This is a genomic window from Spirochaetales bacterium (assembly GCA_016930085.1).
In the GTDB taxonomy this organism is placed as follows: Bacteria; Spirochaetota; Spirochaetia; order SZUA-6; family JAFGRV01; genus JAFGHO01.
Genome location: JAFGHO010000018.1, coordinates 1 through 15,348 on the forward strand (window position 1 = coordinate 1; position 15,348 = coordinate 15,348).

Consider the following 15,348-nt stretch of genomic DNA (forward strand, 5'->3'; position numbering starts at 1 on the left):
CTCATGCAAAACAGATGCTGTCATATGAGGCTCCTTGAATAAAAAGTTTTATACATTATATAACGCATAGAAAGTGACCGCTGCTTTAATTTTATTCTGAAACCGATAAAAAACCCATGCCTCTGCGTTTTTTGTAAGAGATGGCTTATATATAACCACCAATTTATTATTCAACGATAATTATTTGAACAATAGCTGTCGGGCATCTGTGGAAGGCCGGCACCTTTCATTTAAACATCCTGTTAACCGTAAAAAGATCAACACTCTTTTAAAACCGGTGCCGGCCGATCTGCTGTTTTTAAAACATTTTTATTAATAATCAATTCCTCTTTCACTGTGCTATCTTTCGTTATAGTATTAGCGAGAAAAGGCCCGTATGCATTGAAATTCGGGACAATAAGGAATATATTCTCATGAAGGAGCTGGTTGATGAATAGAAATATAATGAAGAGACTCGCATGGTTCTGCATATCCGCCATGCTATTGATATTCGAAGCGTGTCCGCCTCCCGAAGACGGCAGAGCGGTCGCACTGGGAGTGGAGGGGGAATACGCACCCTATCTCCATATTCCTTACCATAAAATCTACTATGCCCGGGCCGGAACGGAATACAGTACGGACGATGAAGCCACATGGACGGCCTGTCCCGGTTCGATCTTCGATATTAATCTTGACGAAGGGGACCGGGTATGGATCCGGGATATAGACGAACCCGCGGACACACTTTTTCTGGGTGAAGTGAAAGCGACCGGCGGAAAAGCGGATTTTCTTGCCTGGGAAAAAATCTATGCCGGAGAAGGAAGTTGGGAAGACAAGGCGTACGGGTATCCCGGCCAGAAGAAAAAAATATTGTTTTACTTCGATAATATCGGAACAAGATCGGACAGTGACTCGAATCAACGGATCAGGTTGTATCTTTCCGGGGACAGAACGATCACATCATCGGACACCCTTTTACGCGACATCAAGTACACCTATAACTGTCCCGTTGGTGAAGTCTTCGGGGGCCAGGAAGAGTTTACGGTGCCCTCCGTCCCATACGGTACGTATTACATCGGTTGTATCATAGACGCGACGAATGTCATTGCCGAACTGAACGAAGACAACAACACGACGCCCCCGGCGTGCACCGCCGAGTTCCATGTCCAGGACCCGGACGCGAACACGGGAAGCGGGGCGTTCAAGGTTGTCAATTCATGGGGTACCACGACCAGCTGGCAGAATGTCGGGGGCGACGGCCATTACTGGATTACCTATGAGGTCATGAAAAAACAGCAGATGATGATCTATTATTTTTATAACGATTTCAGCCACGTCTACAAACCGACCATTGTCGCCGTGTTCCGCCTTACCCACCCCCAGCGAAACAGGTGCCGCGTGGTTGCCGGACTCGGCAATCCCTCATCTCCTTATATGGAAAAGGAACTTCAGCTGCGGGACGGGGACGATAAAATTTACAGCGGCGCCGAACCGTTTCCCGCGAACGATATCGTCCTCGACATCTCCGAGTTCGCCCCGGCGATCAATGACTTCGACCTTTTTCTTTCAGTTGAAAACCGCAGTACGATTGACAATTGCATGGTCGGGGATTTTTCCGCGGAACTGTATACGAATTACGACGACGGCCCCCCCGGCGACCAGTCCTTCACTGCGGAACTCGAATCCCTGCCGTACACCATAGCCCCGCTTTCGACGGGCACCCTGACCCTGGCCACAAAGGGGATGGTGACGGTGGATCCCGAACAGATCCTTCCTTTAACCCGCTCGGCGAGCTCTCGGGCCGTGATCACCGAAGGCATCCCACCGGATGACGAACTCCGTAGCGACATGAAAGCAGGCGGGGTTTTTCGGGAAGGTGTCACGTACAATATCGTCACTCAGGACGGCCACGGGACCGGCTACCGGCCCCCCACGGAATCACAGTGGAAAAGCATGAAGAAACTCCGCGGGGTATCGCCCCCCTCACTCACGCGGGGGGTGGCGGTGGATCAGGAGGCCGATCATTCGGCGACACAGTATTTCCCGCCCGTCGGGGAACAGGGCGATAAGGGCTCCTGCGCGTGTTTTGTCATGGGCTATTATATCACGACCTTCAACGAGGCAAAGGAGCACAGCTGGGACTTGAGCGGCGCGTCATGGACCGGGGGAGCGCCGGATGCAGGCCACCGGCAATACATCTTTAGTCCAGACTTTCTCTACCACCAGATAAACGAGGGTCTCGACGACGGATCGAGCATGCTCCATGCCGCCTCCATGGCGATCAGGATGGGGTGTTCAAGCTGGCTCGAGATGCCCTACGAGCTTGACGATTATACAATATGGCCATCCGAAGCCGCGTTCAGGGAAGCCGCGCGTTACCGCGGCCGCGAGGTGGGAAACCATTACTGGGAATACGCGCCGTGCGGCTATTTCATCATCTATACCGACGCGGACGTCAACATGCTGAAACACCTGATCGCCTCCGGGTACTGCGTCGGGACGTCGATTCATGTGGAAGCGGTGAGAAATCCTAATGACTTTTATTATTACCTCGACGACAATGATGTGTTTTGGGATGATTCCGTTTCAAAATTCACCGACCTGAATCACGCCCAGACTATCGTCGGGTTCAAGGACGGGACCGCCTGGAATCCGTCAAATCCGGGCGCATGATGATTGAATATACGGGGCGGACAGGAAGCGGCCGCCGGGTGGGCGGCGTGAAATTGACGATCCTTACGTATATTATCATATCCGGCCTCTGCTTGTGCACCTCTTCCCGGAAGCAGGCTGTCGGTGGAGGGAATATCAGCCAGCCGGAAAACCTCGCACAGCCGGCACACAACAAAACCGGCGCCTTTGAAGCGATCGATACCGGGTCGGCCATAGCGGTAAAGACCTTCGCGTTCCTGAAGGAGACATTGGAAAAAGCCCGCCCGCATCTTTCGCTGCATTCGGTAAAGGAGGCGGAAAGCCAGGTCGTTCAGGGCGTCAATATCAGGCTGGTCTGCGAATACAGCCTTGAAGGCGATGATACGCCGCGGCTCCTCCGCGCCACAGTCTATTGGGATCCCGGCGGGAATCCCTCTCTCACGGAAGCATCACCCGATGACGAAAGGGATTCCTGAACCCCCGTGCTTTTCGACGCCGATCTTTCACTGGTACAGTTTTCCCGCCTCACCTCCGCGTTTGTCGACAGTTCCTCGCTGATCTACATGGACAAGACGGGGTGTCTGGGGGAGGTTGTTTCCGCAATAATGCTTAAAACGATTCCCGAAGTCACAGAAGAAACGGGTTTTACGCCGCCTGGCGTATCGGTCTTCACCCACTCTTTTCCGGAACACGACACCGACAGCCTTCTGCTTAAAGCCGCCGCCGGGGAAACATCCCCGATTATATCGGAAGACAAATCACTCATTCTTCGGGCGGACCGGGCCCGGCTCCCCTGTTTCAATACACTCATGATGCTTCTTTTTCTGCTTTACAAAAAGAGAATCACCGGACCGCAATACCGCTCTTTTTACGACCGCCTTGTACCGATAGCACGTTATGGAGAATACGTTCTCCGTTTTGGAGAGGAAACGGCGGTGAAACTTGGCGCCGGACCGGATACGTGAGAGTGGTTCATTCCTTGATAAACGTATAATTTTTTTTCATGAACAATTCCAGACAGATATCGACCGCGCCGTTGTCATAGAGAATCCCCTTGTTGTTGAACACCTCTTCGAGCGCTTTGTCAATGCCGAGGGCTTCCCGGTACGGCCTGCGCGAGGCCATTGCCTCGACCACGTCCGCGACGCTGATAATACGCGCGGGGACATTGATATCCTCGTCTTTCAATCCCCTGGGATAGCCGCTTCCGTTCAACCGTTCGTGGTGCTGGAGAACGACTTCCGCGATCGGCCACGGGAAATCGATCGCCTTGATTATATTATAGGCCATCATGGGGTGGGTTTTGATTAAATCGAACTCGATGTCCTTGATTTTACCCGGTTTACTGAGAATATCGGCGGGAATATAAATCTTGCCGAGATCGTGGATAATGCCGGCCATACGGACCGTTTCGATCACATCGGGGGGCAGATTCATTTCCTGCGCGATCCGCCGCGCGAGATCCGCCACACGTCGCTGGTGGCCGGCCGTAAAGGGATCCCTTGTTTCGATGGCCTTGACGAGGGTATTGATGAACGCCGCCATGGCCTTGCGGAATTTTTCAAGATGAAGCTGTAGTTCCTTTTTCTGCTTCTCGAGTTTGTTTTTGTTCATTTGAGACCGGCGGAAGATAAGGCTTCCGTAGAGAGCATTGCTTATAATCCGCCTCAAATTACTGTAGATCCCGCACTGATGTATGTTGAACGGGAAAAGGGTAAAACCGAAAATGTGATCCGTATAATTGAGGCAATGGACAAGATAAGCGAATCGCCGTTTGTGTTGAAAAAATTTTTGCGGAAGAAGGCCGCGGGACGGAAAAACGACTTCGTCATCATGAAGATCGATCCGTTTTGAGTCTTTATAAGCGAAGAGAAGCCGCGATATCCCGTCTGGACCCGCCGGGCCTTCGTAATAATACGAAAGATAGAATTCATCGATTTTCAGAAAAGCGAGTTTACGGGAAAGAATGGAAATAAACTCGTCTTCTTCCATGGTCACGACGAGGGAATCACGGATATCGTTCAGCGCATGGTTATACTGCTCTCGTTCGAAATTGATCCGCTTGTCGATTTGCGCCGTTTTTTTCTCTATTCTCTCGGACGCTTCCTGCCACGTCTCATTTATCCATTGCGATGAAGCATCCATCGTCACATTGTGGAGGATGACGCTGAAAAGCTCGTTCAGAATAGCTTCAATGATGTAAAAGGTCTCCATCATGCGAAACACATTTCTGAGAAATGAATCCCAGGCGAGGAGGAAAGCCGCCGGATTTTCCGAGCCGATCATTTCAGAAAACTGATTGACAAGTCTTTCCGCCTCTGTCCGCATTTCCGCTTCATCCCTGAAAAAGTACAGCCGTCGCAGGTGGCCGATAATGTTTTGCTTTATCGCCGTTTTCTTTTTATCAAATAACGCCGTTAAGGTTAATGTCCGTTCACCGGTTTTTTCCTTATTGTATGGGATATAGTATCCGAAGGTGCACCCGCAGGATTGCCGGATGACCGCTTTTGTCTGTACGAACGTCTCGGAAGGTACTTTTTTACCGGCTATCCGATCTAAAAGCACCGTCAACGCCGTGATACCCACTTCCCGCAAAGGCTGGCGTACCGTGGTCAGCGGCGGTGTCATGACGCTGCTGTTTTTCAGATCGTCAAACCCGGTTACGGCATAATTACCCGGAACATTGAATTCAAACGACCGCAATGCGGTTATTGCGCCAAAAGCCATATCGTCACTGGCGGAAACGATGGCATCGAATTCCGTTCTACCGCCTTCGATGAGTTTTCGTACTTCCTTTTCGGCGGTCGTTGTATAGTATTCCCCGTCCAGAATCAGGCTTTCGTCGACGGGAATATTCCTCGAAGCTAATGTGTCACGGAAAACGGTCAGGCGGTCTTGAGCATCCCGGTCATGTTCGGTCCCCTTGATGAAAACGAATCGTCTGTATGAATGCTCATCAATGAGGTGATAGAGGATTTCCTTCATGCCGTGCTTGTTGTCGACAAGGACACTCGGGATTCCGTCGATCGAACGGCCGACACTCACCATCGGGATGGGGGTATAGCCCTCACAAAATGCTTTAAGCCGTTCATCAGAAAGACGATGGGCTATTGTTCCCAGAAAAAGAATAAGACCGTCGACGATCGCCGCATCCGGAAAGGAAAACATGATATTGCGGCTGGCATCGTGCATATCCGCTTCTTTCGCCCTGTCGAGGACGCCGCCCTCATAGCAGATGAGATTGATATCATTCACCGCAGCCATATCATAAATACCGGTAAGGATACTGACATGATAATCGCTTTCCGTCCAGTCGATGAGAATCCCTATGGTCGGCCTGTTTTTATGGGCTGCTTTCGCCGTATTCGTTTTCCCCTTCCGGATATCCAGTTATGCTACTATAAATATAAAAAAAAGGTGTGCCCGAGTAAAGAAAAAAAATAAACCGATTGAGTAAAAATCCGCCCTCACAGTATGTCCGCCGATCGTCGCGGACTTTTGCCGTGAGGATATTCGGTTTCTTCCGCTTCCAAAACGATGTTTTGAAAGGAGACGCCTTATTATTTGTTGCGAAGACCTCCGCATTTATACTATACTTTTACTGGTAATCAAAGGGTATCATGCGGAAAAAATATCGTTTGAAAAAATGGAATAATTCACCTTTTACCATAGGATTTATCACGGAAAAGGTCATCGGCGGATTCAATGCACCCCTCTGGCAGGGAATCGTCCACGGCGCGGAAGATCTCAAAATAAATCTCATTACCTTTGCCATCAATGAAAGCACAATACGACAGGAGAAACAAAAATTCGTTAACGACATCTACCCTTTGATCGGTCCTCATAATATCGAAGGGCTTATCATCAACTACGGTATCCTGAGTATTTTCGGGAGTAAAAAGAGAATCACCGATCTCATCCAAAGCTTAAAACCCATGCCGATCATTTCCATTGCCGTTCCCGTCGACGGTGAACATTTCCCGTGTATTTCGGCAGACAATTACAACGGCATGTTCGAAATCGTCAATCATCTTGTCAATACACACGGAAAACAGCGGATTGCCTTTATTCGCGGGCCTAAAAATCATCCGGAAGAAGAAGAAAGATTTCGTGCGTATGAGGATGCCCTCGTATCCAACGGTATTCAGGTCGATCCGGTGCTGGTCACTTCACATCTCAACTGGTCCGGAATCGTTTCGGCAAAACGGGCCCTCTCTCTTTTTATCGAAAAAAACAAAGACGGTTTCGACGCCCTTATCGGGGCAAACGATACCCTTGCCCTCATCGCCATGGATATATTAGGGCGAAATAATATCCGCATTCCCGACGATATTGCCGTCTGCGGATTCGATAATATCGATGCGTCCTACATCAGTACGCCAAGGCTTACCACGGTCCAGAACGCGACTTTTGAAATGGGGAAAAAAGCGGTGGAAACCATAATCGCACTGCTAAAAGGTGAAATTGTCGCGGAAACCACAACTATCCCCTCACGGCTGATCATACGGCAATCTTGCTGCCCCTCATCGCCCGACGTTACGTACCGGTCTTCACAATTCGAAGATCTCGAACATGTCATTATCGAACGAAAACTATCAGGGAAAAAGGAATACTTCGAGCTTCTCATCGATGAGTTTACAAAGCGGGTGGTACAGCTTGTCCAGGATATCAATATCGATCAATATATGTCGGTGATCGAATCCCTTCTCGAAGCCATGAAAACCGATATCATCGAAGAAAAAAGCGGGACTTTCCTTCCCTTGCTTTCCGATATCATACAAAAGGAGTCCATCAGGGGTAATATTTCGTTATACCAGAAGATATTCCGGCTTCTCCACGATTTTCTGACCCACCATTGTCCACTCTCCGACTTTTTGCTTCGGGCCCAGGATCTTCTGCTTGAGGCCCGTTACTGCATAGAAAACCGGTTCATGCAAGAATACCATTATCAAAAGCAATACCTCTCCGCCCTCACAAACGATATGAGTATTATCAAGTTCGAGATGGAAAGTATATCCACCTATAAAGATCTTATCGCAAATATCGATGCACAGGTACGAACGGCCGGAATTAAAAGGGCGTTTCTTTTTATGTATAACGAAGCGGGTGTGCCTTCATCCGAGTGCAAACTCATCTATTCGCTTACCGATATATCAAAGGAAAGGCCCGGTAAAACTAAAAACGGAATCCACTCGCATTCCATTATTTCACCTGATATTTTACCGCTTGCAGACCGGTTCTCGTTACTGGTACAACCATTAAGATCCGCCGAGGACGCGTTCGGATTTATCGTTTTCGAAGTATCTTCGCATGAAGGTTATCTTTATTTCGATATATGCAGCCATCTCAATAATTCATTGAGGGTGCTTCTCTCTGTATATAAACAACAGAAAATAATGAACGGTATGATTAATGCCCTCATCCATGCCGTCGAATCACGCGATCCCTATACCGCAGGACACCTTAAAAATGTCGCGGAACTCGCAACGGCAATCGCCCTTGAAATGGGATATTCGGATGATGCGGTGGAAGGTATTTTCATGGCGGCATCTATTCACGACATCGGTCGTATTTCCGTCCCCGCGGAAATCCTCTGTAAACCCTCAAAACTCACGGAGATTGAATATAATATCGTGAAAACTCATGCACAAATCGGTTTTGAAATTCTTGAAGAAATATCGTTTCCCTGGCCGATTGCAGAGATCATCCATCAGCATCATGAAAGACTCGACGGATCGGGATATCCGCGCGGACTGACCGGCGGCGACATCCTGCCTGAAGCACGTATTCTGGCCGTCGCCGACGTTATCGAGGCGATGTCCTCCTACCGTCCGTACCGTCCGCCGTTCAGTATCGATGAGGCGCTCGAGGAGATCATCAACAACAAAGGGACGCTCTATGATCAAGCCGTTGTGGATGTTTGTGTCAGACTTTTCAGAGAGGAAGGATTTCAGTTTTGAACGCGCGAAGCCCGGAACTGCTCAATATAAAAACAGCACGGTGCCTATCGACATTTTTTTTCAACCTCAGGTATGACACTTTTTATAACCAATGGTTTATAGAAATCCGTAATTCATAGAGGAGAGTTATCGAAATGAATTCAACTTCCGTACCGGACTATATCCTTGCATATACCAACTGGGTATTGAATAACATGAAAAGGGACGGTTACCCGATAGAAACCCACAAATGGGAAGGAAAGGTGCTGAAGATCATCCTGTCCGATAACGGAGAGGAAAAAGATATTCTTTCGAGATTCAAGAAAAAATGCGAAGGAAAACTGGACGGTATCGGCATCGAAATAATCCGTCCTTAATGCTATTCGTTTTAGTGGAAACATTTCTTTCTTTTCTCTTCTGAAAACATTTCCCGCTTTTCAAAACAACTTACAAATTTCAGCAATTCTCCATTTTTCCGAAGGATTTTTACCAGTCAAACGATTATCTCAATAGTCGGAATGAAATTCGGAATATAAATAAGGAGGAAACGTATGTAAAAAACCGGGCATATCGAAAAATGTTTCAGTTAAAAAAATATTAATCGAAAGGAGAAAACAAATGAAACATAGTAAAAAAAGTTTGATCACGATACTTTTCTGCGTGATCGTGCTTTCCCTTACGGGATTGCTGTGGGGGCTGGATACAAAAGGCGGATTTAAACTCGATCGAAAGGACGATACCTGTGCATATCCGGTATATACGTATACCTATGACAGCCAACCCAATATTAAGTATTTCAGATTTACATTAAGCCCTTACTTAATGTACGGCTGGTCGACATCAAAAGCCTTCAATGGGGGAGATTCGGCCGGGGAAGGTTCAAACGCCGAAATACTCAGCGCTATCAAGGATATAAAAGAGAAGATCCCCTGGTTCATCAAGATTGACGATATAAGGGCAAAACCGCAAATATTGGAAATTTATACCTATATCAATGTTGATTCCATTCAAAAAATCACCGTGAGATTGAAAAGTTATACACAATCGGATCTTCAAAAATTCATACCCTTCAATCTTTTCACCGAATGGCTTAAGCCGGTACACCTGAACTCGTTCAATGATCGCTTCGATCGAAACTGCGACCGTGTTTTCCGGTTTTCCGATCAAACGCAAATCGAGATGGCCCGGGGATTTATCGATTCTTATAATTCGAGCGCAAAAGATCTTACGGATAAAATAAAAACGGACGGTTTATCGTATGTGGTTGTTAAAAAAGACGACAAGCAATTTCCGTATCCACATTTTTCGAGTTACCTCTTGACTGATCCTGGAAGTAAAATCGCGCCTGATATTGAAAAGATTCCCGGAGTGCATGAAAAATATTTCACGAAAAAAAGGAATACATCCGGCAACATTGTTGAAGAAGAAATGGTAAACTTCCTGCACAAAAAACCGCAAGATCATAAACTGGGCAAAACCCTGACTTCCCGCGAAATCCATGACTGGTCGGGCAGAGACCGTAAACCATTGACGCAAGACGAAGTCATGAATAATTGCAGTGCAAATGAAATCGCTTTCGCGCTGGGTCTCGAACGGCATATCGCTCCGAACTCGACACCGGTAACGAACAACAATTCCTGTGATAATTTCGGATATGAGTGGCTGCATCTTGTCGCACATTCGTTGGGTCCGGCAGCCGGTTTGAATAATAATCCCCAGCATAAAAAAAACCTGGTAATTGGTACAAAAGCGGCGAATACGCTCATGATTAATCATGAGCAGATCGTCAAGATTCTTGCACTGAACGGTTTTGATGTAACGTTGACCGTCAAGGCGATTCCGTTTGAAAAAACCATTGGCGGCGAATATCCCCTCTGGATAGTGAAAGATATAGAATACATCTATGAAGTCAAGGGCCATCCCGAATTGAGTAATGTCGTTCATATCGATCCGTTTCTTAAAACGACACCTTCACTTGCGGAAAAAATATTTTGCGACAGGTTTATAACGTTCGGAAACGATATTCAATCAGTCGAAGGATCAATGGTGGACGATACGGCACGCCGTAAACACTATGTGTGTTTCTCTGAAAAGCTTCGTACCATGCCTGTAAAATCACGATCGTCAGGTGTGTATACGGTTAAGCATACTGTGGGTAATTCTCCAGACATGTTTCCATACGGAAGTGCCAAACCGGCCGGTTTTCCTCATCTTTATGATAATTTGCCATATACCAATATAAATTACAACAACTATTATCATATTGACGAGACATCACTGATTTCCAGATATCTCAATCTCTCATCCGCTTCCGTTTCAAATCCCGTATCCGGTAACATATATACTGCCTCGGCAAGAATTCCGGATTCACACCTCCCGGCATTCAATCAATTTTTATGCAGTGAAGTAACTTCACCTCCTGTTTTCGAATACAAAACCGATAATTTCATGTTAAGCGATTTGTTTCAGGATTTCGATTGTGAATTTCTTGACCAGTTTGTTTTCGACAATGTATCGATCGGGATTGAGCGGGAAGAAGGAATATCGGGCACAGACAATATTATCGTATTCGAGGGAACTCTCGTAATGAATAAGGGCATCCTGGAGGCGTTTGGTGATTTTATGCATGTTCAAGACGGTTTGATCATGCGGGCAAGGATTAATGCGGGAACGGACGATCAAATCCTTGCGGGGAAAATCGATCCCAAAAGCATTGTCATTGAAAGCGCCATGAAATTCAATCTTCCCGTCACGTCGGGAATAACGCTCACAGAAGCCGGACTTCAATTGATCATTATGGAAAAACTGGATTATATCAATATGAAACGCGGATGGTATATCAAACCTTCCATTCACGGTTCCATTGAATTTAGCGACCTGGGAACTGCGGAACCTGTGGTTCTTGATTGTCTGCTCTCTTACGACAACGGAACACTTCATGCCGATGCATTTTGTGACGGTGCTTACGGATTGTTCGGAATCGAAAGGATTTATCTTGACAGTCTCCAGATTCAGTTCGATCTTGGAAATACAAACAATATCGAAATTGCCGCTTATCTCTCCACGGGGACAAAAATGTACGGTCTTGGAGGAAAGCTTTCTTCATCAGGCGCTGGCCTTTTTGTAAAGGCGGAGGAGTTTACCATTAATGATCTGGGAGAACTCTTTTATACGACGACCGGAAGGTCACTGACAATCCCCGATTTTGACATCCAGTTCAACGATGTATTGATCGGGATAGCCACCGATTCATGCTCGATAGGGGACGTTTACCTCGAAAAAGGCCTGACCTTAAGCGGTACCGTGACGGCGCACGGTTACACGGGAAGCGGAACGACCGTTATCTCGGGATCCATGATCTCGTTTACCGGCGCCATGGATGAATTCGATTTCGGTCCCGTTCATATCTCCGATGCATACGCAAGCATGTATCTCTATTCGGGAACCCGGGCGGAGTTTTCCGTCGGGGGCTCTGCCTCGATTCAGGGGATCGACCTCGCATGCGAGGTCAAATTCGAGAAATACGAGGGTGTATGGAATTGTGTTCTTTATGGCAAGATAGAAGGCGAGGACCTCCGGTTTTCGTCCGTTTTTCCCGTTGCCGAAGGGACATTCATGGACAGCCTGAGTTTCTCAAAGGCCGCCTTTATCGTGGCGCTCAGGGACTGCGCGACACAACATCCCGACTACGCATTTACCGTCCGGAAAGGCCTGCAGCTGATGGCGGTACTCGAGGAAATTCCGATTCTTTCTCAACTGACTGGAAACACACAGACCGGCCTCGAACTCTGTGCTTACTTCGGCACCGGGATCGACATTACGGTGGCGCTTCCCGACACACGTCTTGCACTGGGGGATTTTATCGAAACCGATCCATTCAAGATACGTGTTTCCCTCGCGCCTCCGTCGTTCAGTCTGATATTCGGAATGAATGTCGCCATGATGAACCAGACGGAACCCCTTCACTTCGATGTCGTCCTGGATCTCGGCCTGCTCGAGGCGAAAGGTTCGGGTACGATGAAAGGCTACTGGGAAAATCCCTTCGGTATTCAGGGACTGCGAATCGGACCTGAACTCGCCCTTGAAATCGGTATCAATTATGCACAGTTCGCTACCACACTGACCCCTTCGACTTTCGGAATAATGGGGGGAATGGCCGTCGGAGATGTCGAGGCGCAGATGGCGCTGCGGCTCTCTTCCACATCGGCACAGCAGATTCTCATGGGAAAACTCACCAAACTTTCGCCGCATGATCTGATCGCCTTCACAAATACGATCACCGGTTCGAACATCCCCTCAGACCAGATTCCCGATTTCATCGAATTCAATGATCTCAATATCTATATCGCGCCGCTGGGCGGATCGATCGGTACGGTCATTTTCGAAAGGGGGATCAGTTTTTCCGGAGAAATGATCTGTTTCGGGAAAAGAGCGTCGATCAATGCACGCCTGAGCGACAACGGATTTGTCGCGAAGGGTCACATCGACCAAATCGATTTCGGCCCCCTTAAAATACACGGAAAACAGGGGGAAAATGCGGAACTGGATATCGAACTGACTCAGGCCCGCCAGTCCATATTCATCGACGGGGAGATCGAGTTCTTCAACTGTTCCGTTGGTGTATTCGCCAAAGCGTCGGTGAACGGGATCGAATTCGAGTTCGATCAAACTATACTGGACATACTCCGCTTAAGCCTTCACGGTAAAAGCGAAGGATCGCTCGACGACCTCGCGTCGCTGGGCTTCACCCTTTCCGGCGAACTGGTGCTTGCCGGAAACCGTGTTGCCGTCAACGGCCTCCTGCGGGCAAACGGCACCTTCTCACTCGAAGGGGACGCCCGCATCAACCTCGCCGGGATCGATCTCGCCGACGCCCACCTCGCCTTCTCGAACAGCGGTATCGCACTCTCGGGCAACATCAATATCGGCGGCAGCTACTTCAGGGTAAGCGGGGATATCGCCAGTAACGGCAGTTTCAAGCTGGCCGGCGCAGGTAATATTACGATAGGGGGATTCAGCCTTGCAAACGCCCAATTCACTTTTGACAACAGCGGCATCACCGTAAGCGGCAAGGTGAATATAGGCGGCAGCATGGTCCAGGTCAGCGGAAGCGTCAACGCATCCGGCGCCTTTTCGTTCAACGGGACGGGGAATATCAGTCTATTGGGTTATTCGATTGCCGGGGCGAAGATCGCCTTCTCAAACAGCGGTATCTCGGGATCGGGTGCCCTCAGTTTCGCAGGCTTCACCTTCAGTGTTTCGTTTTCCGCCTCGACTGACGGAAAAGTGAACGGAAGCGGAAGCGTGAATGTCGGGCCGTTCTACCTCGGTGCATTCGGCGTGGAAGTCGGCAGTTTTTCCGGAACGGTGACCCTTTCCATTTCCAACAATGCGGTCCGCGCGTCATTTGCCGGCAGGTCGTGCATTATGGGGGCGTGCAGCAATCTGAGCGGTTCGGTCGGGACGGACGGTGTTCTCACCTTCACGGCGCAGGTTTGTCTTTACCTTCCCGTCGCGGGAATCTCGTGCTCGCGCCAGTGTACCAATGTCTGTCTTCCCGAATGTTACTGGGGTTCAAGCTGCTCTCAGATCTGTGTTCCTTTTCTGGGTTGCAGTACCGTCTGTGTCCCGGTGCTTCTATGCCCTATTAAATGCCACAAGGTATGTATCGATGTGTGCGTTCCCGTTATCAACATGGTGTATACATGTTCGAACGTCACATTCAGTATTGATTTATTCTGAGTATCTCTTCACCGGAAGCCGGGGGCTTTTGCTCCCGGCTTCCGTAATAAACGAACGCATACGGTTGATATGCGGAAAGGAAAATAACTATGAAAAACATTAGAAAAACAATAACGATAATATTCATTTGTCTTGCGGCATATGCACCATGGTGTATTGCGGACGATAAACTCGGTCCCATTATGGTTTTCGACAGTCTTGTTTTTGATTTCGGCAAAGTGAAACAGAACGACACAATGTCGTTTGATTTTTCATTTACCAACAACGGCGACGGCCCGCTTAAAATCACCCAATACCAGACATTCTGCGATTGTACGGCGATCGAAAATGTGCCGGAGAAGATCGACCCGGGTGAAAAGGCAAGCATCAGGGGAACCTTTCATTCGAAGAATTACAAAGGAGAGGTTGAAAGAATGATCAAACTCATGACAAACGAGAAGGTAAACGAAGCACATGTGCTTTATATCAAGGCGGATGTCACCGAACTGATCAGGATCGAACCGGAGAATACCATGATGTTCCAGCATGAAGCAAAAGAAGGGATCATAATCAAAGAGATGACGATTTCGAGTGTCGACGGGAGACGCTTTGCGATAAAGGATATAAAAAGCAAAGTCGATTTTCTCACCGGTATGGTTATTGTCGAAGAAGAGAAGAAGAAGGAGAAAGCAAAGGATGAAAAGGAGAAAATGAAGTCTTCATACAAAGTGAATGCCGCTGTCGATTGTTCAAAAATTCCGGATTTCGACTACTTTTACATCGCCGTCGAATTGGCCTTTCTGGTGGAGTTCGAGCAAGCGGACAAAGGAACGATCGAGCAGAAAACAATGCTTTTGATTTTTAATGAAATGGAACCGCTATAAGACGACCTTAAACACAACCGTAACAAAACAGCGGCCGGAAGATAGGCTCCGGCCGCCATTTTCATACAAGTTCGTGAAAAAAGACGGCTGTGCAGCAATGACAACTTTTACAGCAAAGTACCCGAAATAATATTGAATATATATCGGGAATATTATATAATATAATTTATGTA

Annotated in this window: 8 protein-coding genes; 7 read left to right on the plus strand and 1 reads right to left on the minus strand. The window is 48.0% G+C overall.

The window, feature by feature from the left end; translation table 11 throughout:
- Nucleotides 1-429 precede the first annotated feature (429 nt).
- The 3 genes from JW881_02975 to JW881_02985 are packed head-to-tail and all read left to right on the plus strand — an operon-like array spanning nt 430 to nt 3,596.
- Nucleotides 430-2,652, plus strand: coding sequence for a hypothetical protein (locus tag JW881_02975; protein MBN1696456.1), 2,223 nt, complete (start codon nt 430-432; stop codon nt 2,650-2,652).
- A 47-nt stretch (nt 2,653-2,699) separates the two neighbouring features.
- Nucleotides 2,700-3,107, plus strand: coding sequence for a hypothetical protein (locus JW881_02980; protein MBN1696457.1), 408 nt, complete (start codon nt 2,700-2,702; stop codon nt 3,105-3,107).
- Between the two features lie 6 nt (nt 3,108-3,113).
- Entirely contained in the window at nt 3,114-3,596 is a 483-nt protein-coding gene (locus tag JW881_02985) for a hypothetical protein (protein ID MBN1696458.1), read from the plus strand.
- Between the two features lie 7 nt (nt 3,597-3,603).
- On the opposite strand, the gene JW881_02990 is transcribed toward JW881_02985, so the two are convergent.
- Nucleotides 3,604-5,895, minus strand: coding sequence for a substrate-binding domain-containing protein (locus JW881_02990; protein ID MBN1696459.1), 2,292 nt, complete (start codon nt 5,893-5,895; stop codon nt 3,604-3,606).
- Nucleotides 5,896-6,251: 356 nt separating this feature from the next.
- Between JW881_02990 and JW881_02995 the strand changes: the two genes are divergently transcribed.
- The 4 genes from JW881_02995 to JW881_03010 all read left to right on the plus strand — a co-directional run bounded on the left by JW881_02995 (nt 6,252) and on the right by JW881_03010 (nt 15,175).
- Complete coding sequence (locus JW881_02995; GenBank protein ID MBN1696460.1) at nt 6,252-8,591, plus strand: substrate-binding domain-containing protein; 2,340 nt, start codon at nt 6,252-6,254, stop codon at nt 8,589-8,591.
- 134 nt (nt 8,592-8,725) lie between these two features.
- Nucleotides 8,726-8,947 carry a hypothetical protein gene (locus JW881_03000; GenBank protein MBN1696461.1) on the plus strand — a complete coding sequence of 74 codons (222 nt, stop codon included), beginning with the start codon at nt 8,726-8,728 and terminating at the stop codon, nt 8,945-8,947.
- A 241-nt stretch (nt 8,948-9,188) separates the two neighbouring features.
- Nucleotides 9,189-14,312, plus strand: a complete 5,124-nt coding sequence (locus JW881_03005; GenBank protein ID MBN1696462.1) for a hypothetical protein — start codon at nt 9,189-9,191, stop codon at nt 14,310-14,312.
- An 89-nt stretch (nt 14,313-14,401) separates the two neighbouring features.
- Nucleotides 14,402-15,175, plus strand: a complete 774-nt coding sequence (locus tag JW881_03010) for a DUF1573 domain-containing protein (GenBank protein MBN1696463.1) — start codon at nt 14,402-14,404, stop codon at nt 15,173-15,175.
- Nucleotides 15,176-15,348 lie beyond the last annotated feature (173 nt).